Below are 21,566 nucleotides of genomic sequence, written 5' to 3' on the forward strand. Positions count from 1 at the left end.
CGTAAATATAGGATATTATGTTAATTCGTATTTCGATTTTTAATTGAACCTGCAATTGCAAAGCCGTTTAACACTGTCTTGATTCTTTCTTTTTCTGATACACAAGCTAATTTTGTCACTTTTTTGGTCTCTCACGCATTTCGAGGGAGAACTTACTATAACTCTTTCAGTCTTTTCTATGTATGAGATAAAGTTTATGTCTTGTTGAGATTCGAAGAGATATACAACTTTAACAAGGTGGTCAACAAGAACAAATTTAACTCTTTGTTAAGAGTATCTCGTGTGGAACATGAGAAGAATAACGTGTTTTTTTAGGTAAACATCAATTAAATGTAAGAATGAAATATTATAAGGGAAAATGAGGGCTGTCAAGTTTCTCGACAGCCCTAGGTATTCCTCTCCTTTTCATTTCGCCCGTAATTTCGGACATAGTCCCGTCGGCAGGCACATTGGCTTCTGGTCGATCGGGCTTCTCATGATGCAGCATTCCAAGCCGAAGACTTCACGGAAAAATGGCTGGGTAAATACATCTTCCGGCGTTCCGGCATTATATATTTTTCCATCCAGCACACTGATCAGATAGTCAGCATATTGAGCGGCTTGGTTTAAATCATGGAGCACCATGACAACGGTGCGGCCATGATCGCGGTTCAGCTTTTTCAGCAGCTCAAGCACTTCAATTTGATGTGAAATGTCTAAGTACGTGGTCGGCTCATCAAGCAAAAGCAAATCGGTTCCTTGCGCAAGTGCCATGGAAATCCAAGCTCTTTGTCTTTGGCCGCCTGAGAGGGCGTCCAGCGTCCGCTCCTTCAGCTCGATCATTCCCGTTGCGTTCAGCGCCCACTCTACCATGTCGTGATCCTCTTGGGTATGCTTGGATAACAGCTTTTTGTGAGGATGTCTGCCGAAATAGCATAATTCCTCTACCGTTAATCCTTCAGGAGCCTGAGGAGATTGTGGAAGAATGGCCAGTTTTTTTGCGACTTCTTTTGACGGCTGGCGGTGGATGTCTTTTCCTTCTAATAGCACTGTACCGCTTTTCGGGGCCATCAGCCTGGCAAGCGATTTGAGGATTGTTGATTTACCGCAGCCATTGGCGCCGATGAGCGCAGTGATTTTTCCTTCTTCTATCTTTAAGTCGACTCCGTCAATAATCACTGTGCTGTCATATGAAAGAGTGAGCTGGTCTGCAGCCAGTTTTCCCATGGTATCCTCTCCCTACTGTTTCCTCGCTTCGAATTTCAATAAATATAAGAAATAAGGCGCGCCGATCACGGCTGTCAGTATTCCGGCAGGTATTTCAACCGGGGGCATGAGGCCGCGCCCTAGAGTATCTGCAATTAATAATATAATAGCACCAATCAATGCCGATGCAGGCAGTAAATATTTAGCTTTTTCTCCGGCAAGCCGTCTGGCAATATGCGGTGCAAGCAAGCCGATAAAACCGATTGAGCCGACGACGGCTACACAGCTTCCCGCCAGCGCAACCGCGGTGAAAATCAGGATGAATCTCAGCCGGTTTGCGTTTTCTCCGAGACCCTGTGCAAGCTCATCACCGAGTGACATAAGATCCAGTTTCGGTATGAGAATGCAGACGATCGGAAAAAGAATCAAAAGCCATGGCGCAAGCAGCTTGACTTCTTCCCAGTTTCTTCCCCAGAGGCTGCCTGTCAGCCAAATGAGTGCAGCATTCACGTCGCCCGGAAACTTGACCATCATATATTGCATTCCGGCGTGGCAGACCGCGCCTAAGGCAATGCCTGATAAAGCCAGTGAAGAGGGCTGAATGCTCTTTTTTCGGGCTATCATTAACAATAGTACAGCAATAATGGCTGCTCCGGCAAATGCGGAGAACGGAAGCACGTATACCGGCGACTCAGGAAAGATGAGAATCACAGCCATCGCCGCAAGTCCGGACCCTTTTGAAATGCCGACAACGTCCGGGGAAGCGAGCGGATTTCGGATCACGCCCTGTAAAATCGCTCCGGCAGCGGCAAGACCTGCACCGGCCAAAATCGCTAAGATAATGCGGGGAAGTCGATATTGCTGAATGATAAATTCAAAGGAATGATCCAGACCCAGCAAATTCGTCACCACCGCCTCAGGTGAAATGTATAATGCACCGATTCCGATGCTGATGACGGACAGAACGATCAAAATCACGGCCAATATGAGTATCGCCAGCAAGGGGCGTTTTTGTTTTCTGGTTGTTTTCTTCATTTCAGGTGTCGCCCTTTCCTTGCCAAATATAAGAAAAACGGCGTTCCGATAATCGCGGTGACAATGCCGACCGGTGATTCATAAGGAAATGCAATCCATCTGGCCAGAACATCTGCGTACACCAGCAAAATGGCACCGAACAGTGCAGAAAACGGAAGCACGTATTGATAATGTTCTCCGATCAGCTTGCGGACAATATGCGGGACGAGCAGCCCGACAAAGCCAATCGGCCCGGCGACGGCTACGGAAGCGCCGGAAAGGATTAAAATAATCAAACTGATCAGAATCCGGATGCCGTTCATATTTTGTCCAAGCCCTTTTGCTGTTTCGTCTCCGAGACCGAGAACAGAAATAGAACCGGAAAATACGAGAGCAAGCCCGATGCCAATGACAGAAAACGGAGCGATGGTCAAGACGTCCTGCCAGTTGCTGCCGTCGATTGCGCCTGTCATCCAGTACAGAACATCCTCACCTGACTCATTTAAAATAATGATGGCCTGTGTCATGGAGGAGAGGAACAAGTGCACGGCCATTCCTGACAGCGCCAGCTTGACAGGTGTCATTCCGCCGGATGAGGCAATCATATACACAATCGCGCCGCCTGCTGCCGCACCCGCAAAAGCGAAAAGAACAGATGAATAGGGCGATGCCGGCAGAATGACGAGAGAAGCAACGACAAAAAGCGATGCACCCGCATTCACACCGAAAATTTGGGGTGAAGCCAGAGGGTTTCTCGTCATAGCCTGCATTAGCGCCCCTGCTACAGCTAGGCTGGCGCCGACAAAAACGCCGATTAATGTGCGGGGAAGGCGAAGAGTAGAGATGATGAGCTGTTCCTTTGAACCGTCCCATACAAAAAGATATTTCAATGAATCTATGATGCCGATGTCTGAGGCTCCTACTGAAAGATTCAGCCCAAGCCCAAATATAAAAATGATCAGTGCAATGATGAACATCATCAGTCTTGATGATGAGCGCCGTTTGGCTGAATGATACAACAGTCTCACTTCCTTACTGCGTCTGGTTGCAAAAACGAAGAAGCAAGGATTTCCCCTCGCTTCTCATTTGTCTTATTTATTATACACTTTTTTTAGCACATCTTTGGCGCTTGTTTCACTAGACTTGATGCCTCTGAATCTTGTCCAAGTGTCACGGTCCGCATCATAGACTTGTCCATTTTTCACTGCTTTGAGATTTTTCCAGAGCGGGTTCGTTTTCCATTCGTCTACAATGGTCTTGCCTTCGTTGGCTGAGATGAACAAAATATCTGGATCGATTTTGCTCAATTGCTCGAGGCTGACCTCTTGATAGGCGTTACCTGACTTCACAGCGTGTGTAAAGCCGAGCATTTTAAAGATTTCTCCGTCATAGGATGATGATGTATGGAGCTGGAAGGAATCCGCTCTTGCAACGCCGAGAACGATGTTGCGCTTTTCATCTTTCGGAAGTTCGGCTTTCAGGCCGTTGATGACTTTTTTGTGATCGGAAAGCTTTTCTTTTCCTTCATCTTCTTTATTTAATGCTTTTGCAATGGTTGTAAAGCTGTCGATGGTTTCGTCATATGTCGCTTCACGGCTTTTTAATTCAATCGTCGGGGCGATTTGTTTCAGCTGTTTATAAATGTTTTTATGGCGTTCAGCGTCAGCGATGATTAAATCAGGCTTCAAGGAACTGATGACTTCAAGATTCGGTTCGCTGCGTGTGCCTACAGATGTGTAATCAATGGAGCTGCCGACAAGCTTTTTAATCATATCTTTTTTGTTGTCATCGGCGATGCCCACCGGCGTCATGCCGAGATTGTGTACGGCATCCAAGAATGAAAGCTCAAGCACAACCACCCGCTTAGGTGTGCCGCTTATTGTCGTTTTTCCTTCTTCGTCATGGATCACTCTGGAATCCTTAGACTTGCTTCCGCTGCTTCCGTTGTTATTCTGGCTTGATGAACAGCCGGATACAATGAGGCAGGCGAGCAATAAAACACTCATGATGGCAATCAACTTGTTAGAATAGGTGCGCATGTCATTCTTCCTTTTTTTAGTTTTAGTAATGAGAATCATTATCACATGTAACACTATAATAGCATGGCTTATCATGTCAATATTTTTTTAGTAAAGAAAGCCGCTTTTTCACTGCTTTCTCATAAAAGCATCATCAGATACAAATAAGTGGTATGCAGCGTTACCGTGTCTTCGAGACAAAAACGCATGGGCATTGGCTTTAGAGGTTTCGAACATCTCAGCAGTGACATAAGGGAGGAGAGTGTTAAGATAACCGGACAATTTCGTTTCTATTTCGTCCGCAAGCGCAAACTCAATATCGCCGATATTCATAATAATCGAGAAAACAAAGTCGATATCGATATCAAAATGCTCCTCGGCAAAAACTGCAAGCTCGTGAATTCCTGGCGAACATCCGGCACGCTTATGGAAAATCTGTTTGACTAAATCACTTACAATCCAAGCATTGTATTGCTGTTCTGGTGAAAAATATTGCATTAGACATACCTCCTGCTCGTACGGATAAAGGCAGCAATTCATGGTCGTGTGCTCCGTGCAGCGGCTTCTCTTAGATTTTGACTTTTCTGAAAATAGGTCCCGATCCTATCACTTTACCATGGACGGAAAATAAATAGCTACTACCATTCTTCCTGTTTTTCTCTTCAATGTTCTGGAATCTGTTTCAGGTACAGACGAACGGGTATGAAAGAAATATAGAAAACAAGAAGGAGGAATATCGAAATGAAACCAGTTGTAAAAGAGTATACAAATGACGAACAGCTCATGAAGGATGTAGAGGAATTACAGCAAATGGGTGTGGCGAAAGAGGATGTATACGTCTTAGCTCACGACGATGACAGAACGGAACGCCTGGCAGACAACACGAATGCCAACACGATCGGAGCCAAAGAAACAGGTTTGAAGCATGCGGTAGGAAATATCTTCAATAAAAAAGGAGACGAGCTCCGCAATAAAATTCACGAAATCGGTTTTTCTGAAGATGAAGCCGCTCAATTTGAAAAACGCTTAGATGAAGGAAAAGTGCTTCTCTTTGTGACAGATAACGATAAAGTGAAAGCTTGGGCATAAAGCAGGGGAAAAAACCAAAGGGCCAATGGCGGCCTTTTGGTTTTTTTTGCGGTCTTTGCGGCGGATCTTCTGCAGAATGCCGCAATAAGATAGCGGAACATTTTCGGTTCTGGATGTCCCTCAATTTGCTATTATATTTTTGTGAGAAATTGGAATAAAATCTCACAAAACAGAAAATGGGGGTACATAGTGAATGAAAAAAGTGATGTTAGCTACGGCTCTGTTTTTAGGGTTGACTCCAGCTGGCGCGAACGCAGCTGATTTAGGCCACCAGACGTTAGGATCCAATGATGGCTGGGGCGCCTACTCAACCGGTACGACAGGCGGATCAAAAGCGTCATCTTCGAATGTGTATACCGTCAGCAACAGAAACCAACTTGTCTCGGCATTAGGGAAGGATTCCAATACAACACCAAAAATCATTTATATCAAGGGAACGATTGACATGAACGTAGATGACAATCTGAAGCCGCTTGGCCTAAATGACTATAAAGATCCGGAGTACGATTTGGACAAATATTTGAAAGCCTATGATCCTAGCACGTGGGGCAAAAAAGAGCCGTCGGGCACACAAGAAGAAGCGAGAGCACGCTCTCAGAAAAACCAAAAAGCACGGGTCATGGTGGATATTCCTGCAAACACGACAATTGTCGGTTCAGGGACTAACGCCAAAGTCGTGGGCGGAAATTTTCAAATCAAGAGTAATAACGTCATTATCCGCAACATTGAATTCCAGGATGCCTATGATTATTTTCCACAGTGGGATCCGACTGACGGAAGCTCAGGGAACTGGAACTCACAATACGACAACATTACGATAAACGGCGGCACGCACATCTGGATCGATCACTGTACGTTTAACGATGGCTCGCGTCCGGACAGCACATCACCGAAATATTATGGAAGAAAATATCAGCACCATGACGGCCAAACAGATGCTTCCAACGGTGCTAACTATATCACGATGTCTTACATCTATTATCACGATCATGATAAAAGCTCCATTTTCGGATCGAGTGACAGCAAAACCTCTGATGACGGCAAATTAAAAATTACGCTGCATCATAACCGCTATAAAAATATTGTCCAGCGCGCGCCGAGAGTCCGCTTCGGGCAAGTGCACGTATACAACAACTATTATGAAGGAAGCACAAGCTCTTCAAGTTATCCGTTCAGCTATGCATGGGGAATCGGAAAGTCTTCTAAAATCTATGCCCAAAACAATGTTATTGACGTACCGGGACTGTCAGCTGCTAAAACGATCAGCGTGTTCAGTGGGGGAACGGCTTTATATGACTCAGGCACATTGCTGAACGGCGCACAGATCAACGCATCGGCTGCAAACGGGCTGAGTTCTTCTGTCGGCTGGACGCCGTCTCTGCATGGATCGATTGATGCTTCTGCTAATGTGAAATCGAATGTTATAAATCAAGCGGGTGCGGGTAAATTAAATTAAGAAAGTGAAAAACACAAAGGTTGCTAACCTTTGTGTTTTTTAATTAATTAAAATGTTTATTAACTTAGTTAAGGAGTAGAATGGAAAAGGGGATCGGAAAACAAGTATATAGGAGGAGACCTATTTATGGCTTCAGAAAAAGACGCAGGAAAACAGTCAGCAGTAAAGCTTGTTCCATTGCTTATTACTGTCGCTGTGGGACTAATCATCTGGTTTATTCCCGCTCCGTCCGGACTTGAACCTAAAGCTTGGCATTTGTTTGCGATTTTTGTCGCGACAATTATCGGCTTTATCTCCAAGCCCTTGCCAATGGGTGCAATTGCAATTTTTGCATTGGCGGTTACTGCACTAACTGGAACACTATCCATTGAGGATACATTAAGCGGATTCGGGAATAAGACCATTTGGCTTATCGTGATCGCATTCTTTATTTCCCGGGGATTTATCAAAACCGGGCTCGGTGCGAGAATTTCGTATGTATTCGTTCAGAAATTCGGAAAAAAAACCCTTGGACTTTCTTATTCACTGCTGTTCAGTGATTTAATACTTTCACCTGCCATTCCAAGTAATACGGCGCGTGCAGGAGGCATTATATTTCCTATTATCAGATCATTATCCGAAACATTCGGATCAAGCCCGGCAAATGGAACAGAGAGAAAAATCGGTGCATTCTTATTAAAAACCGGCTTTCAGGGGAACCTGATCACATCTGCTATGTTCCTGACAGCGATGGCGGCGAACCCGCTGATTGCCAAACTGGCCCATGATGTCGCAGGGGTGGACTTAACATGGACAAGCTGGGCAATTGCCGCGATTGTACCAGGACTTGTAAGCTTAATCATCACGCCGCTTGTGATTTACAAGCTGTATCCGCCGGAAATCAAAGAAACACCGGATGCGGCGAAAATCGCAACAGAAAAACTGAAAGAAATGGGACCGTTCAAAAAATCAGAGCTTTCCATGGTTATTGTCTTTCTTTTGGTGCTTGTGCTTTGGATTTTTGGCGGCAGCTTCAACATCGACGCAACCACAACCGCATTGATCGGTTTGGCCGTTCTCTTATTATCACAGGTTCTGACTTGGGATGATATCAAAAAGGAACAGGGCGCTTGGGATACGCTCACTTGGTTTGCGGCGCTTGTCATGCTGGCCAACTTCCTGAATGAATTAGGCATGGTGTCTTGGTTCAGTAACGCCATGAAATCCTCAGTATCAGGATTCTCTTGGATTGTAGCATTCTTAATCCTAATTGTTGTGTATTTCTATTCACACTATTTCTTTGCGAGTGCGACAGCACACATTAGTGCGATGTATTCTGCATTCTTGGCTGTGGTCGTGGCAGCGGGCGCACCGCCGCTTTTAGCAGCGCTGAGTCTCGCGTTCTTCAGCAACCTGTTTGGATCAACGACCCACTACGGTTCTGGAGCGGCCCCGGTCTTCTTCGGAGCAGGCTACATCCCGCAAGGCAAATGGTGGTCCATCGGATTTATCCTGTCGATTGTTCATATCATCGTATGGCTTGTGATCGGCGGATTATGGTGGAAAGTACTAGGAATATGGTAGAAAGAAAAAGGCAGACGCGGTCTGCCTTTTTTTTATTTTCACTCCTTCGCAAGAAAACGGATTTTGAAAAATGAGAAAATTTCCTGTGAAAAATGGTATGATCTAGGTAGAAAGGACGGCTGGTGCTTGGTGAAAAAGCGGTTCCATTTTTCCCTGCAAACAAAAATAATGGGGCTGATTGCGGCTCTGCTGGTCTTTGTCATTGGTGTGTTGACCATTACGTTAGCCGTTCAGCATACACAGGAAGAACGGAGGCAGGCGGAGCAGCTGGCGGTTCAAACGGCGAGAACTATTTCCTATATGCCGCCGGCTAAAGAGCTCATTGAGAGAAAAGGCGGACATGCCGCTGAGACGCAAGACGTCATTGAACAAATGAAAGAACAGACTGGCGCGTATGCCATTTATATCTTGGACGAAAAAGGAGACATTCGCAGCGCCTCTGGAAAAAGCGGTCTAGAGAAGCTGGAGCGCAGCAGAGAGATTTTGTTTGGCGGCTCGCATGTTTCTGCAACAAAAGCGGATGGACGGAGAGTGATCAGAGGGAGCGCGCCGATTATGAAAGAGCAGAAGGGATACAGCCAAGTGATTGGCAGCGTGTCTGTTGATTTTCTGCAAACGGAGACAGAGCAAAGCATCAAAAAACATTTAAGAAATTTGAGCGTGATTGCCGTGCTTGTGCTGCTGCTCGGATTTGCTGGCGCCGCCGTGCTGGCCAAAAGCATCAGAAAGGATACGCTTGGGCTTGAACCGCATGAGATCGCGGCGCTATATCGTGAGAGGAACGCAATGCTTTTGGCGATTCGAGAAGGGATCATTGCCACCAATCGTGAAGGCGTCGTCACCATGATGAACGTGTCGGCGGCCGAGATGCTGAGGCTGCCCGAGCCTGTGATCCATCTTCCCATAGATGAGGTCATGCCGGGAGCCGGGCTGATGTCTGTGCTTGAACAAGGTGAAATACCGCCGAACCAAGAGGTAAGCGTCAACGATCAGGTGTTTATTATCAATACAAAAGTGATGAACCAAGGCGGGCAGGCGCATGGGATTGTTGTCAGCTTCAGGGAGAAAACAGAGCTGAAGAAGCTGATTGACACATTGACAGAGGTTCGTAAATATTCAGAGGATCTCAGAGCGCAGACTCATGAGTTTTCAAATAAGCTTTACGCGATTTTAGGGCTGCTTGAGCTTGGGGAATATGATGAAGCCATTGATTTGATTAAAGAGGAATACGCGATACAAAATGAGCAGCATGATCTTTTATTCCATAACATCCATTCGCAGCAGGTGCAGGCGATTTTGTTAGGGAAAATAAGCAAGGCATCTGAAAAGAAGGTCAAGCTGGTGATTGATGAAAACAGCTCACTCGCGCCTCTTCCTGCACATATCGGCTTGTCCCATCTTATTACGATTATCGGCAATTTAATTGATAACGCTTTCGAAGCTGTAGCGGAGCAACGCGTGAAGGAGGTTTTGTTTTTTATCACGGATATGGGCCGTGACATTGTCATCGAAGTATCAGACACAGGGACGGGTGTGCCGCCAGATAAGATGGAAGCTGTGTTTGAGAGAGGCTATTCTTCAAAGGGGATGAAGAGAGGCTACGGTCTGGCCAATGTGAAAGACTCAGTGCGTGAACTGGGCGGCTGGATCGAACTGGCGAATCAAAAAAACGGCGGGGCGGTTTTCACTGTGTTTATACCGAAGGATAAACAAGGGGGGAATCCATTTGATTCACATCGCGATTGCGGAGGATGATTTTCGAGTTGCGCAAATCCATGAGAGATTGATTAAACAGCTTGATGGATTCAAGATTATCGGCAAAGCGGCCAACGCCAAAGAGACAATGGCGCTTTTGAAGGAACACAAGGCTGATTTGCTTCTGCTGGATATTTATATGCCGGACGAGCTTGGGACCGCATTGATTCCTGAAATACGAAGCCGATTTCCTGAAGTGGACATTATGATTATCACAGCGGCAACAGAAACCCGTCATTTGCAGGAAGCGCTAAGGGCGGGGATTGCCCACTATTTGATCAAACCCGTAACGGCTGACAAGTTCAGGCAGGTGCTGCTTCAGTATAAAGAAAAAAGAAAGCTGCTCATGTCTCAGCCGGAGGTCAGCCAGTCCATGATCGATCATATTTTTGGAAACGGTGTGAAGACATCTTTGCCGGCAGAGAATTTGCCGACTGGCATTAATTCGATTACACTGCGAAAAATTAAGGAAGCGCTTCAGACTGCGTCAGAAGGATTGACAGCGGAGGAACTTGGGGAAAAAATGGGGGCGTCACGAACAACTGCCCGCCGTTATGCCGAGTACCTTGTGTCAAAGGAAGAAGCAAGAGCCGAGCTTGAATACGGGATTATCGGCAGGCCGGAGAGAAAATATTATTTGGCGGCGGATTAGATATGAAAAAATCTATAATCCTATTGATTATTCTATTGATCTTTATGCAGGGTGATATCAGGCAGGCGGCTGCGCCGCGCCTGCCGGACGGGCCGATAGAAATTGTCGTCCCCGCTGAGCCTTCCGGCGGCTGGGATGTCACAGCGCAGGCGATTCAATCGGTTTTGAGCAAGAAGCAGATTGTGAAGGGGGATGTTCAAATCGTCTATAAACCAGGCGGCGGGGGAGAGAAAGGCTGGAAATATGTCAACAATAGCAGCAAACAAACCATCAGCATGACGTCCAGCCTCATATTGAGCAATGATCTTCTCGGGCAAAGCAAATTAAAAATGGCCGATTTTACGCCGCTCGCCATTCTCTCCAAGGAATGGCAGACAGTTGCATTGCCAAAAGGATCAGCGTTAACAAACGGCAAGGATGTGCTAAATGAGATCAACATGCATCCCGGCAAGGTGAAAATCGGCTTTGCCCCGGGGTTTGGCAATGATGATCAGCTTTCGTTCGCCAGAGCGGCCGATATGTACGGCATTGACCCTTTTGACATTCAATTTTTACAGTATGACAGCAGTGAACAGCTCATTCAGGCGCTGATCAGACATGAGATAGAAGCAGCTTCCATGACCCTTTCTGAAGCGAAACCATATGAACGAAACGGCGATATTACGTTAGCCGCTGTAACATCTGATAAAAGACTTCCCGGTTTTCCAAAGGTACCGACGTGGAAGGAGCAGGGAATCCCGTTTGTTTTTTCTCATTGGAGAGGGATTTTGGGCCCGAAAAATATGTCTGAGGAAGAGATTTCTTACTGGGATCAAGCGCTCAAGAAGGTCACCTCCTCACCTGAATGGAGGCGGAAAATAAACGAACAGGACTGGGAAAGCTTTTATTTGAACAGCAGGGAAACGAAACGGTTTCTTGAACAGCAATCTGCTATTTATCAAAGCATAATGACAGGAAATTAAGATCCCGGCATCCCGGGATCTTTTTCATGCCGGAAAATGATCAAAAAGAACAAAACGGTTTTAAAAAATTAAAAATACAAAAAAACCAAATTATTTACTTGCGGTTGGTTTTCCCATACGATGGCAAAAAGGCAAGACAAAAGGGGAGTAAGGGATAAAAATGTAAGCGGATTCATTTAAGGGGGAATGGATGTGTTAGCAATCTTAGGCTTTCTCATGATGCTTGTGTTTATGGCATTGATCATGACAAAACGGCTTTCTGTTTTAACAGCATTGGTTTTAACGCCGATTGTGTTTGCGCTGATCGCCGGATTTGGATTTACTGAAGTTGGGGACATGATGATTTCGGGGATTCAGCAAGTCGCGCCGACAGCTGTCATGATTATGTTTGCGATCTTATATTTTGGAATTATGATTGATGCAGGACTGTTTGATCCGATGGTTGGCAAAATTTTAAGCATGGTCAAAGGGGACCCTTTAAAAATTGTTGTCGGGACAGCGGTTCTGACGATGCTCGTCGCATTGGACGGAGACGGTTCGACAACGTATATGATTACGACAAGCGCCATGCTTCCGCTCTATTTGCTGCTTGGTATTCGGCCAATTATCTTGGCGGGAATCGCGGGCGTCGGCATGGGAATCATGAACACGATTCCATGGGGTGGCGCGACGCCGCGGGCGGCTAGCGCGCTGGGGGTTGATCCGGCTGAGCTTACAGGGCCGATGATTCCTGTCATTGCAAGCGGGATGCTTTGCATGGTGGCGGTTGCGTATGTGCTTGGAAAAGCGGAACGAAAACGCCTTGGTGTGATTGAACTGAAACAGCCGGCAAATGCCAATGAACCGGCGGCTGCGGTTGAAGATGAGTGGAAACGGCCGAAGCTTTGGTGGTTCAATTTATTGTTGACGCTTTCTTTAATAGGATGTTTAGTATCGGGTAAAATCAGTTTAACCGTTCTGTTTGTCATTGCGTTCTGTATTGCACTGATTGTGAATTATCCCAATCTCGAGCATCAGAGACAGCGCATCGCGACGCATTCCAGCAACGTGCTGGCTATTGGTTCAATGATTTTTGCGGCCGGGGTATTCACGGGGATTTTGACAGGCACGAAAATGGTTGATGAAATGGCGATCTCGCTCGTGTCCATGATACCGGAACAAATGGGTGGATTGATCCCGGCGATTGTGGCCTTAACAAGCGGCATTTTTACATTCTTGATGCCGAATGACGCGTATTTCTACGGGGTGCTGCCGATTTTATCAGAAACAGCAGTCGCATACGGCGTGGATAAAGTTGAAATTGCCAGAGCCTCTATTATCGGCCAGCCGATTCATATGCTGAGTCCGCTTGTGCCATCCACTCATTTGCTTGTCGGGCTTGTCGGGGTTTCTATTGACGACCACCAAAAATTCGCATTAAAATGGGCAGTTCTCGCAGTGATCGTCATGACGGCTTGCGCTCTATTGATCGGTGCGATCTCTATTTCCGTATGATAATTCAGGCGTAATGACACACACTAACGGCATACAACATTCCGGAGGTGTCATTATGAGTGATCCTTATATGCCGCTGACTTCGGTCAGAAGCGGAACGGGGTTCGAAGCGGCAAAAGGGGTGCACGGCTTGACTGTGCAAATTGCGAATGTCTATTTTATTCAGCTGCCTTCTGAACCTCACTCATTTGTTTTAATTGATGCCGGCATGCCCCAATCAGCCGGCATGATTGTCAATGAAGCCAAGCAAAGATTCGGTGAAGGTTTTCAGCTGAAGGCTGTTATCCTTACACACGGGCACTTTGACCATATTGGGGCAATCGAAGAGATCCTTGAGCATTGGGATGTACCTGTTTATGTCCATTCTCGGGAAATGCCCTATGTAACAGGTAAAGAGGATTATCCTCCGGCTCGTCCTGACAGCAAGAGCGGGCTGGTCGCCAAGCTGTCGCCGCTGTTTCCGCGGCATTCCATCGATATTTCCTCACAGGTACATGAACTGCCGGAAGACGGCTCAGTTCCATTTCTTGACGAGTGGATGTGGATCGCGACACCGGGACACACGCCGGGCCATATTTCGTTATTCCGCGATGACGGTCGCGTGCTTGTGGCAGGTGATGCTGTTATTACGGTGGAACAGGAGAAAATGGCTGACGTCTTGATTCAAAAACAGGAGCTTCACGGGCCGCCGGCTTATTTCACGCCTGACACAGAGACGGCCGCGGAGTCCATTCTAAAGCTGGCCGCTCTTGAACCGGAAGCGTTATTGACCGGGCACGGCATACCGATGACCGGCAAAAACTTTCGTCACGACTTAACTGAATTGGCAAACCGTTTATCGTCTATTTGACACCTGCACTACGCGGGTGTTTTTTATTGTTTTCCTAGAAGTTGCAGAAAAATCATTGTCTTGCCGCTTAAAAACGATACAATGAAAAGCATGAAGTGAAGTGAAGGGGAGAGTTTGTTGGAAGAAAAAGAAATACTCTGGAACGAAGCGAAAGCGTTTATTGCCGCATGCTATCAGGAATTGGGAAAGGAGGAGGAAGTGAAAGACCGTCTTGCTGACATTAAAAGTGAAATTGACCGGACCGGAAGCTATGTACATACGAAGGAAGAGCTGGAGCACGGAGCGAAAATGGCTTGGAGAAACAGCAACCGCTGCATCGGCAGGTTGTTCTGGAATTCGCTGAATGTCATCGACAGACGAGACGTCCGGACGAAGGAGGAAGTGCGTGACGCCCTCTTTCACCATATTGAAACCGCCACCAATAACGGGAAAATCAGGCCGACCATTACGATTTTTCCTCCGGAAGAGAAAGGTGAAAAGCAAGTCGAGATCTGGAATCATCAGCTGGTCCGGTATGCCGGATATGAGTCAGACGGAGAAAGAATCGGCGACCCGGCTTCCCGTTCCCTGACAGCAGCCTGCGAAGAGCTCGGCTGGCGCGGAGAGCGAACGGATTTTGACCTGCTGCCGATCATTTTTCGCATGAAAGGCGACGAGCAGCCGGTCTGGTATGAGCTGCCGCGCTCACTTGTGATCGAGGTTCCAATCACACATCCCGACATCGATGCGTTTTCTGACTTGGAGCTGAAGTGGTACGGCGTGCCTATCATTTCTGATATGAAGCTTGAGGTTGGCGGCATTCATTATAATGCCGCGCCGTTTAACGGCTGGTATATGGGCACGGAGATCGGAGCGAGAAACCTCGCAGATGAAAAGCGGTACGACAAGCTCAAAAAAGTAGCCTCCGTGATCGGCATCGCCGCTGATTACAATACGGATTTATGGAAGGATCAAGCGCTTGTTGAATTGAATAAGGCTGTGCTGCATTCGTATAAAAAGCAGGGGGTCAGCATCGTTGACCATCATACAGCCGCAAGCCAGTTTAAACGGTTTGAAGAACAGGAGGAAGAAGCGGGCAGAAAGCTGACGGGGGACTGGACGTGGCTGATTCCGCCGATTTCACCCGCCGCCACGCATATCTTCCACCGATCCTATGACAACTCAATCGTTAAGCCGAATTACTTTTATCAGGATAAGCCTTACGAGTAAACAATGGAAAATCGATGATGGCCTTCGAGTCTGCGGGATTCAGTGACAGAGATGTCGGTAACCTTTGAGAAAGGGCTTCCTTTCTTTACAGCCTCAAGAAACGATTGCAGGGCGTTTTCCGGCCCCTCTGCCAACATCTCAACACGCCCGTCATCACGGTTTTTGACCCAGCCGGCCAGTTTTCGCTTATCAGCTTCCATTTGAACAAAATAGCGAAAGCCCACACCCTGAACCCGGCCGTCTACAATGATTCGGTATTGAAGCATGTAAAAACCACCTTTTCTTTTTATGATAATCAATTATTTTACAGCCTGTAAAGGGGATGTGTTCGCATGAAACCAGAGCGCTATACAGTTCTTTCTCTTAATCTGGGAAAACCGCAGACGCTTGAATATGACGGAAAGAAGATCGAAACCGGCATCATGAAGCGGCCGGCTGATTCCGCCGTTATGCTGCACCGCGAGAATTTTGAAGGAGACGGACAGGCGGACATCGTCAACCATGGCGGACCTGATAAGGCTGTTTGCGTCTACCCGGCGGAGCATTATCCGTTTTGGGAAGAGTTCCTCTCAAGACCGCTGCCAAGCGCCGCATTTGGAGAAAATTTGACGGTCGCGGGCCTGACTGAGGAGACAGTTTGCATAGGGGATGTGTTCAAGCTTGATGAAGCTGTTGTTCAGGTCAGCCAGCCGCGCCAGCCGTGTGTAAAGCTGGCGAAAAAGTTTGGCGTAAAAGAAATGGTGCTGAAGGTTCAGCAAACAGGCTATACAGGGTATTATTTTCGCGTGCTGGAGGAGGGCAGGGTGTCACCAGGCGCCAAGCTTGAATTGCTATCCAGAGGAGAGAAAGGCATCTCCGTCCAGTTCGCCAACCGCATCAACTATCATGATGCAAAAAATCTCACCGCCATTGACCGGATTTTAAGTGAGGATGCCTTATCGAAAAGCTGGAGAGCGTCCTTTATGAAAAAAAAGGCCAGGCTGCTGCCGGTTGAATAGAAAAAAGCCGCGCATATCAACGTGCGCGGCTTTGCTATCTTTAAGATTGTTTTTTCTTTGTTTCAAGCAGGTTGGCAAGAAAATAGGTTTTATAGCTTTGAAGCTTTCTTCCCTCATGGTGCGTGATCCCCTGCTTTTTTAGTTCTGCCACATACCAGCCTTTACTGCCGTAATGCATGTTAGAAAACTCCTTTCCCTATCTGATTTCGAAACGATTGGCATTGTAACATCTATAAAAAGATGCTGAAAAGAGATGTGGGGAAAACTGAGCCTTTCGCACTAGATATGCGAATGTTCTTCTGTATGTATATGCGGAGTAAAAGCCGAATATGATTTAATGGCCGGTCAATTTGAGCATAACAACGCCAAATGTCATAATGGCGAAAACAATGCCGATATATGTGAGCATCCCGTTTTTTTTCTTTACACCGTAAACGGTTATTAAGATGCCTTCAATGAAAAAAATGATGCCGAAAATTATAAACCACATGCAGATAAAGGCTCCTTTCACAGACATAATAGTAGTGTAGCATATCTGGAAGAGCCGGGCTGTGACAATATCAAGAAAGCCGGGCGCATATATCGCCCGGCTCATGTTTTATTGTTTATCAACCAATTTGACCAGAAGCTGTGCCAAATGTGTTTTCTCATTTTCGTCCGCAATGCTCCAAAGCTCTTGCAGCAGCATTTCTTCACCGTTTTGCGGCTCTTCATGCTTTGCGAGGTAGTCTCCCAGGATGGCGGCGCTTTTCACCAGCTTGCCGTCATCCAATCCCAGCTTTTTGCCTCGATTGACTTGTTTTTTCAAGTAGTCTTTAAATTCCTCAAAGTCTTTTAAAATGTCTTCTTTTGTTGTGCCGTGCATCGCGTTCATTTCGTTTTCAATTTGGATTTTTTCTTGATCTCTGTTCATTGCAAGTCCTCCTCGTGCAGAATAATGTTGTTTTACCTGCAATTCGAGGAGGCTAAACCTGCCGGAAGTCCGGAATGTGTTTTACAGCTTCGTCAGGATAATCGGTTCGTCTTTTGTGATAACGATCGTGTGTTCAACTTGGGCAACCATGCTTTTATCCGGCGTCTTGAACGTCCAGCCGTCTCCAGCTTCAACAATCGTTTCCGCTTTCGTAGAAATAAACGGTTCAAGCGCGATCACTGTGCCGTTTTTGAAAAGCGCGTTATCAAACGGATCATAATAGTTCATGATGTGGTTCGGCGCTTCATGCAGGCTTCGGCCGATTCCGTGGCCGGTCAGTGTTTTGATAACGGTAAAGCCTTGAGAGCGTGCTTCATGATAAACGGCTCTTCCGATCTGGTTTTGGCGCTTGCCTGCTTTTGCCTGCTGAAGGCCCTTTTGAAAAGCGTCTTCCGCGCATTGGCAAAGCTTATGAAGGCGTTCTTCTCCATCACCGAGTACAAATGAGATGCCTGTGTCGGAATAGAACCCGCCAAATTCAGCAGAGATGTCGATGTTGACAAGGTCCCCTGCTTTTAAAATCTTGGAAGTGCTTGGTATGCCGTGAGCCACTTCATCATTTACGCTGATGCATGTCACACCTGGAAAATCGTATTCCTTCTCAGGAGCTGAAACGGCGCCATGCTCATCAAGCACAGCTTTTCCGATAAGGTCAAGGTCTTTTGTGCTCATGCCGGGCTCTGCTTTTCGCTTCATTTCTTCACGCGCAAGCGCGACGATTCTTCCGATTTTTTTCAGGCCTTCTAATTCTTGATCGTTTGTTACAATCATCTGTCATTCCCGCTTTCTTTTTAAATAATCTAGATTAAGCTTACCACAACTGTCTTAAAAATAGGAAACACACGGACCTGGGAAAAAAGAAATGCCTTGGGAAAATTGGTATAGATCACTAGATATCTTATATGGTATATTTGAAAAAAAAGGGTATGAGGGGGATGGGTATGCTTGCATTTTTACAAAAACTCGGGAAGTCATTTATGCTCCCGATTGCGGTTCTGCCTGCGGTTGGAATCATCCTTGCGCTTGGCAGAGAGGATGTATTTAATATCCCGTTTGTCTATCAAGCGGGGACGGCGGTTTTTGATCATCTGCCGCTTATTTTCGCGATTGGAATTGCCATCGGCATTTCGAAGGACAGCAATGGGGCCGCGGGTTTATCAGGAGCGATATCGTATCTGATGCTTGACGCGGCGACAAAGACAATTGACAAAACAAATAACATGGCGGTGTTTGGGGGAATTATTGCCGGTTTAATTGCCGGTTACACCTATAACCGCTTCAAGGATACAAAGCTGCCAGAATATCTTGGATTCTTCAGCGGAAGACGGCTTGTGCCGATTATAACTGCCATCATTACGATCATTTTAGCCGGCATATTCGGAGTCGTCTGGCCGCCGATTCAATCGTGTATAAACTCATTTGGAGAGTGGATGCTCGGGCTCGGTGGCATCGGGGCAGGCATATTTGGCCTTTTCAACAGGCTGTTAATTCCGCTTGGCCTTCACCATGTGCTGAACAATATTTTCTGGTTTCAATTCGGAGAATATAACGGAGTGACAGGGGATCTGGCGCGCTTTTTCGCGAAAGATCCGACAGCGGGCACATATATGACCGGATTCTTCCCAATCATGATGTTCGGTCTTCCGGCGGCATGTCTGGCTATGGTTGTGACTGCGAAGCCGTCAAAACGGAAAGCTACGGCTGGAATGATGATTGGGTTTGCTTTAACGGCGTTTATCACAGGGATTACGGAGCCGATTGAGTTTGCATTTATGTTTTTATCTCCGCTTTTATACGCTGTTCACGCGATCTTAACAGGGTTATCTTTATTTATCGTCAACTGGCTCGGTATCCGCTCAGGCTTCTCTTTTTCAGCCGGAGCTATTGATTATGTGCTTAGCTACGGAATCGCAGAAAAACCGCTGCTTCTGCTTTTTGTAGGTATATGCTATGCGGCAGTATACTTTATCGTGTTTTATGTACTGATTAAGGCTTTGAATTTAAAAACGCCGGGACGGGAAGATGATGATGTGGATGAAGTGCTGGATGAAAATACGGTTCAGGATGTAAATGAAAACATCATGCTGAAAGGGCTCGGTGGAAAAGAAAATCTTCAAACCATTGATCATTGCGCCACAAGGCTGCGACTGACTGTGAAGGATACCGCTTTGGTGGATGAAGCGCTTTTGAAGAAAGCAGGCGCAAAAGGGGTTGTCAAATCTGGCGGACAATCGGTTCAAGTCATTATTGGGCCGAATGTGGAATTTGCAGCTGAGGAATTGAGAGCTAACGTCAAATAAAAAAGCGGAGAGGGCAACCTCTCCGCTTTTTCTTATTTATCTTCGTTATCCTTTGACGTTTCGGAAGAATCTTCGTCATGTTTTGTGTAATCATAATCAGAAGGATTTACCTTCTTAAAACCTTTCGGCTCGTAGAATCGCAGTAGGTCTCCGTTTATGATTTTATCGGACATTTCAAGTTCCTTCTTGACGAGTGAGTCTTCTGACTTGTCGATTTCGGATTCATCGAGTTCTTTGCCGGTTTTCGTATCGTAATACTTACCGGATATTTTCGTGTACTTCGGTGAAATAAAGTCTCCGTTTCGGAACGGAATCACTTCACGGTGTTCTTTCGATAAAATATCAGACCCGGACATCAGATAGTCTTTCGTATCCACTCCGAGCAGATGCAGAATGGTAGGAGCCACATCGACGTCTCCGGCATATTTATGAACCTTCTCGCCCTTCACGCCGGCAGCGTGGATAAAGAGCGGCACCCGTTGAAGCTGGGCATTGTCGTAATCAGTGATTTCATCTTTGCCAAGCACTTTCGCCATCGCTTTATTGTGGTTTTCAGAGATGCCGTAGTGGTCTCCGTACATCACAATAACCGATTTATCATATAACCCGTCTTTTTTCAGATCATTGAAGAATTGTTCAATGGACTGATCAAGGTAATGGGCTGACTGGAAGTAGTTATCGACGACAGAGTCACCAAAGTCTCCAGCCGGGAAGTCTGTATCCCCCTCATCCATTCCGAATGGGAAGTGGTTGGACAGGGTAATGAACTTCGTATAGAACGGCTGCGGCAGGCTTTCCAGCAGCGGCATTGATTCTTTGAAGAACGGTTTGTCTTTCATACCGTAGTTTTTCGTGTTTTCTTCGTTCATGTCATAGTAGGCAGAATCAAAGAATTTATCAATGCCTTCCGCTTTGTACATTTCGTTACGGTTCCAGAACGTCTGCGTGTTCCCGTGGAACGCGGCAGATGTGTAATTCTTAGACTTCAGAATCGCCGGAACGGATTGCAGCGTGTTTTGCGCTTTGTTTACGAAAACTGAACCTTGAGCCAGCGGGTACAGAGAGTTTTCCATCATAAATTCAGCATCAGATGTTTTACCTTGTCCCGTTTGGTGGAAAAAGTTATCAAAGTAGAACGTTTCGTTATCATGTGCCAGTTTATTTAAGAACGGTGTCACTTCTTTGCCGTCAATTTTATAGTCGATGATAAATGACTGCAAAGATTCAAGTGAAACGTAAATGACGTTTTTTCCTTCCGCTTTGCCGAAATACACGTTATTCGGCACATCGTAATTGGCTTTCATATAGTTTTCTACGTCCGTCACGTCGCTGGAATCGGCAAGCGCGCGCTGGCTGTTGGACTTGATATTCTGTACAGCGTCATAAATTGTGAAATTGTATGTTCCCAAGTATTTCACAAGATAGTTCCGGTCGAATGATCTTGTCAGCAATTCAGGACGGTCTGATTCCGCAACTGCCAGGTTGATCAAGAACACAAGAATCGAAGACGCTAAAATAATTCGGAACGATTTTTTGCTTGACGTTTCGGCAGGCTTGTTCACTTTGATCGCCAAGATGATTAGGATGATCGTGTCGATAAAGTAAAAGGCGTCAGTCGGTCTCATCAGCGAAAATGCGCTGTCACCGAGTTGGCCGCCGTTTGTTTTAGCCTGCATAATGACCGGAATTGTAATAAAATCATTGAAAAATCTGTAGTACACAATGTTTGCGTACAGTAAAAAAGACATTAAAAAATGAATCACTATAATGGCTGTCCGCTGTAATTTTTTCTTGAACAAGAGTCCAAAGCCAAGAAAGAACAAGCTTGAGCTAAGAGGATTCACAAAAAGCAATATTTTTTGTATCGTGTTGTCTATTCCTAAGTTGAAGTTCAGGACATAACCGACATACGTTTTGATCCATAACAGGACGACCGCGATGAAGAAGAAGGCCAGTCCTCTTTCTTTTATAAATGTTTTCATTGTTACACTCCTTTTTTCCGATCCAGTTCGAGCGAAACGATAGAAAAAACGAACGTATCCAATATA

22 protein-coding genes are annotated in these 21,566 nt (G+C 46.1%); 11 read left to right on the forward strand and 11 right to left on the reverse strand.

The window, feature by feature from the left end:
* Window positions 1-405 precede the first annotated feature (405 nt).
* The 5 genes from yfmF to C1T29_RS04830 form a co-directional block, all read right to left on the reverse strand.
* Entirely contained in the window at window positions 406-1,206 is an 801-nt protein-coding gene (gene yfmF / locus C1T29_RS04810) for a Fe(3+)-citrate ABC transporter ATP-binding protein YfmF (protein WP_071580763.1), read from the reverse strand.
* 12 nt (window positions 1,207-1,218) lie between these two features.
* On the reverse strand, window positions 1,219-2,220 hold the full coding sequence (gene yfmE / locus C1T29_RS04815) for a Fe(3+)-citrate ABC transporter permease YfmE (RefSeq protein WP_040083856.1): 1,002 nt from the start codon (window positions 2,218-2,220) through the stop codon (window positions 1,219-1,221).
* Complete coding sequence (gene fecD, locus C1T29_RS04820; RefSeq protein WP_040083854.1) at window positions 2,217-3,218, reverse strand: Fe(3+) dicitrate ABC transporter permease FecD; 1,002 nt, start codon at window positions 3,216-3,218, stop codon at window positions 2,217-2,219. Before fecD ends, yfmE begins: the two co-directional genes overlap by 4 nt.
* Window positions 3,219-3,290: 72 nt before the next feature.
* Entirely contained in the window at window positions 3,291-4,238 is a 948-nt protein-coding gene (yfmC, locus tag C1T29_RS04825) for a Fe(3+)-citrate ABC transporter substrate-binding protein YfmC (RefSeq protein ID WP_103750022.1), read from the reverse strand.
* Window positions 4,239-4,346: 108 nt separating this feature from the next.
* Window positions 4,347-4,715 carry a DUF3212 family protein gene (locus C1T29_RS04830; protein WP_014663176.1) on the reverse strand — a complete coding sequence of 123 codons (369 nt, stop codon included), beginning with the start codon at window positions 4,713-4,715 and terminating at the stop codon, window positions 4,347-4,349.
* A 243-nt stretch (window positions 4,716-4,958) separates the two neighbouring features.
* Here C1T29_RS04830 and C1T29_RS04835 point away from each other — a divergent pair, with 243 nt between their 5' ends.
* The 9 genes from C1T29_RS04835 (at window position 4,959) to nosA (ending at window position 15,247) form a co-directional block, all read left to right on the forward strand.
* Window positions 4,959-5,306 carry a YflT domain-containing protein gene (locus tag C1T29_RS04835; protein WP_095432194.1) on the forward strand — a complete coding sequence of 116 codons (348 nt, stop codon included), beginning with the start codon at window positions 4,959-4,961 and terminating at the stop codon, window positions 5,304-5,306.
* Window positions 5,307-5,499: 193 nt separating this feature from the next.
* Window positions 5,500-6,762, forward strand: coding sequence for a pectate lyase (locus C1T29_RS04840; RefSeq protein WP_103750021.1), 1,263 nt, complete (start codon window positions 5,500-5,502; stop codon window positions 6,760-6,762).
* 126 nt (window positions 6,763-6,888) lie between these two features.
* Window positions 6,889-8,325, forward strand: coding sequence for an anion permease (locus C1T29_RS04845; RefSeq protein ID WP_040083848.1), 1,437 nt, complete (start codon window positions 6,889-6,891; stop codon window positions 8,323-8,325).
* Window positions 8,326-8,451: 126 nt separating this feature from the next.
* A complete protein-coding gene (gene yflR / locus C1T29_RS04850; RefSeq protein ID WP_103750091.1) occupies window positions 8,452-10,080 on the forward strand; it encodes a two-component sensor histidine kinase CitS in 1,629 nt (542 codons plus the stop codon).
* On the forward strand, window positions 10,052-10,732 hold the full coding sequence (gene citT, locus C1T29_RS04855; protein WP_103750020.1) for a two-component response regulator CitT: 681 nt from the start codon (window positions 10,052-10,054) through the stop codon (window positions 10,730-10,732). The genes yflR and citT overlap by 29 nt, the downstream gene beginning before the upstream one ends.
* A 2-nt stretch (window positions 10,733-10,734) precedes the next feature.
* On the forward strand, window positions 10,735-11,694 hold the full coding sequence (locus C1T29_RS04860) for a tripartite tricarboxylate transporter substrate binding protein (RefSeq protein ID WP_103750019.1): 960 nt from the start codon (window positions 10,735-10,737) through the stop codon (window positions 11,692-11,694).
* Window positions 11,695-11,886: 192 nt separating this feature from the next.
* The gene (citM, locus tag C1T29_RS04865; protein WP_071581252.1) at window positions 11,887-13,188 is read left to right on the forward strand and encodes an Mg(2+)/citrate complex secondary transporter CitM; all 1,302 of its coding nucleotides are present in this window, start codon (window positions 11,887-11,889) and stop codon (window positions 13,186-13,188) included.
* 55 nt (window positions 13,189-13,243) lie between these two features.
* Window positions 13,244-14,038 carry an MBL fold metallo-hydrolase gene (locus C1T29_RS04870; RefSeq protein ID WP_071581253.1) on the forward strand — a complete coding sequence of 265 codons (795 nt, stop codon included), beginning with the start codon at window positions 13,244-13,246 and terminating at the stop codon, window positions 14,036-14,038.
* A 117-nt stretch (window positions 14,039-14,155) separates the two neighbouring features.
* Window positions 14,156-15,247, forward strand: coding sequence for a nitric oxide synthase (nosA, locus tag C1T29_RS04875; protein WP_071581254.1), 1,092 nt, complete (start codon window positions 14,156-14,158; stop codon window positions 15,245-15,247).
* Here the strand turns inward: nosA and C1T29_RS04880 are convergent.
* Window positions 15,238-15,513 carry an acylphosphatase gene (locus C1T29_RS04880; RefSeq protein ID WP_040083751.1) on the reverse strand — a complete coding sequence of 92 codons (276 nt, stop codon included), beginning with the start codon at window positions 15,511-15,513 and terminating at the stop codon, window positions 15,238-15,240. The two genes, nosA and C1T29_RS04880, sit on opposite strands and share 10 nt — an antisense overlap.
* A 66-nt stretch (window positions 15,514-15,579) precedes the next feature.
* Between C1T29_RS04880 and C1T29_RS04885 the strand changes: the two genes are divergently transcribed.
* Entirely contained in the window at window positions 15,580-16,245 is a 666-nt protein-coding gene (locus C1T29_RS04885) for an MOSC domain-containing protein (protein ID WP_014663187.1), read from the forward strand.
* A 40-nt stretch (window positions 16,246-16,285) separates the two neighbouring features.
* Here C1T29_RS04885 and C1T29_RS04890 read toward each other — a convergent pair whose 3' ends face one another.
* The 4 genes from C1T29_RS04890 to map form a co-directional block, all read right to left on the reverse strand.
* The gene (locus C1T29_RS04890; RefSeq protein WP_003239885.1) at window positions 16,286-16,423 is read right to left on the reverse strand and encodes a YflJ family protein; all 138 of its coding nucleotides are present in this window, start codon (window positions 16,421-16,423) and stop codon (window positions 16,286-16,288) included.
* Window positions 16,424-16,579: 156 nt separating this feature from the next.
* Window positions 16,580-16,735 carry a hypothetical protein gene (locus tag C1T29_RS04895; protein ID WP_014663188.1) on the reverse strand — a complete coding sequence of 52 codons (156 nt, stop codon included), beginning with the start codon at window positions 16,733-16,735 and terminating at the stop codon, window positions 16,580-16,582.
* Between the two features lie 108 nt (window positions 16,736-16,843).
* Window positions 16,844-17,158 carry a DUF3243 domain-containing protein gene (locus C1T29_RS04900; RefSeq protein ID WP_014663189.1) on the reverse strand — a complete coding sequence of 105 codons (315 nt, stop codon included), beginning with the start codon at window positions 17,156-17,158 and terminating at the stop codon, window positions 16,844-16,846.
* An 81-nt stretch (window positions 17,159-17,239) separates the two neighbouring features.
* On the reverse strand, window positions 17,240-17,989 hold the full coding sequence (gene map, locus C1T29_RS04905) for a type I methionyl aminopeptidase (protein ID WP_064813858.1): 750 nt from the start codon (window positions 17,987-17,989) through the stop codon (window positions 17,240-17,242).
* A 170-nt stretch (window positions 17,990-18,159) separates the two neighbouring features.
* On the opposite strand from map, the gene nagE reads away from it, so the two are divergent.
* Window positions 18,160-19,518 carry an N-acetylglucosamine-specific PTS transporter subunit IIBC gene (nagE, locus tag C1T29_RS04910; RefSeq protein ID WP_103750018.1) on the forward strand — a complete coding sequence of 453 codons (1,359 nt, stop codon included), beginning with the start codon at window positions 18,160-18,162 and terminating at the stop codon, window positions 19,516-19,518.
* A 32-nt stretch (window positions 19,519-19,550) separates the two neighbouring features.
* On the opposite strand, the gene ltaS is transcribed toward nagE, so the two are convergent.
* Window positions 19,551-21,500, reverse strand: a complete 1,950-nt coding sequence (ltaS, locus tag C1T29_RS04915) for a lipoteichoic acid synthase (protein ID WP_103750017.1) — start codon at window positions 21,498-21,500, stop codon at window positions 19,551-19,553.
* Between the last annotated feature and the right edge of the window lie 66 nt (window positions 21,501-21,566).

The sequence above is a fragment of the Bacillus sp. MBGLi79 genome (assembly GCF_002953915.1).

What these genes read in the sequence shown, in the direction of transcription:
- C1T29_RS04860 (WP_103750019.1), top strand. Translation starts at nt 10,735, where the DNA reads ATGAAAAAATCTATAATCCTATTGATTATTCTATTGATCTTTATGCAG.
- C1T29_RS04890 (WP_003239885.1), bottom strand. Translation starts at nt 16,423, where the DNA reads ATGCATTACGGCAGTAAAGGCTGGTATGTGGCAGAACTAAAAAAGCAG.
- C1T29_RS04840 (WP_103750021.1), top strand. Translation starts at nt 5,500, where the DNA reads ATGAAAAAAGTGATGTTAGCTACGGCTCTGTTTTTAGGGTTGACTCCA.
- yfmF (WP_071580763.1), bottom strand. Translation starts at nt 1,206, where the DNA reads ATGGGAAAACTGGCTGCAGACCAGCTCACTCTTTCATATGACAGCACA.
- nagE (WP_103750018.1), top strand. Translation starts at nt 18,160, where the DNA reads ATGCTTGCATTTTTACAAAAACTCGGGAAGTCATTTATGCTCCCGATT.
- ltaS (WP_103750017.1), bottom strand. Translation starts at nt 21,500, where the DNA reads ATGAAAACATTTATAAAAGAAAGAGGACTGGCCTTCTTCTTCATCGCG.
- map (WP_064813858.1), bottom strand. Translation starts at nt 17,989, where the DNA reads ATGATTGTAACAAACGATCAAGAATTAGAAGGCCTGAAAAAAATCGGA.
- C1T29_RS04895 (WP_014663188.1), bottom strand. Translation starts at nt 16,735, where the DNA reads ATGTGGTTTATAATTTTCGGCATCATTTTTTTCATTGAAGGCATCTTA.
- C1T29_RS04885 (WP_014663187.1), top strand. Translation starts at nt 15,580, where the DNA reads ATGAAACCAGAGCGCTATACAGTTCTTTCTCTTAATCTGGGAAAACCG.
- yfmE (WP_040083856.1), bottom strand. Translation starts at nt 2,220, where the DNA reads ATGAAGAAAACAACCAGAAAACAAAAACGCCCCTTGCTGGCGATACTC.
- C1T29_RS04870 (WP_071581253.1), top strand. Translation starts at nt 13,244, where the DNA reads ATGAGTGATCCTTATATGCCGCTGACTTCGGTCAGAAGCGGAACGGGG.
- yfmC (WP_103750022.1), bottom strand. Translation starts at nt 4,238, where the DNA reads ATGCGCACCTATTCTAACAAGTTGATTGCCATCATGAGTGTTTTATTG.
- C1T29_RS04835 (WP_095432194.1), top strand. Translation starts at nt 4,959, where the DNA reads ATGAAACCAGTTGTAAAAGAGTATACAAATGACGAACAGCTCATGAAG.
- C1T29_RS04900 (WP_014663189.1), bottom strand. Translation starts at nt 17,158, where the DNA reads ATGAACAGAGATCAAGAAAAAATCCAAATTGAAAACGAAATGAACGCG.
- C1T29_RS04880 (WP_040083751.1), bottom strand. Translation starts at nt 15,513, where the DNA reads ATGCTTCAATACCGAATCATTGTAGACGGCCGGGTTCAGGGTGTGGGC.
- C1T29_RS04830 (WP_014663176.1), bottom strand. Translation starts at nt 4,715, where the DNA reads ATGCAATATTTTTCACCAGAACAGCAATACAATGCTTGGATTGTAAGT.
- C1T29_RS04845 (WP_040083848.1), top strand. Translation starts at nt 6,889, where the DNA reads ATGGCTTCAGAAAAAGACGCAGGAAAACAGTCAGCAGTAAAGCTTGTT.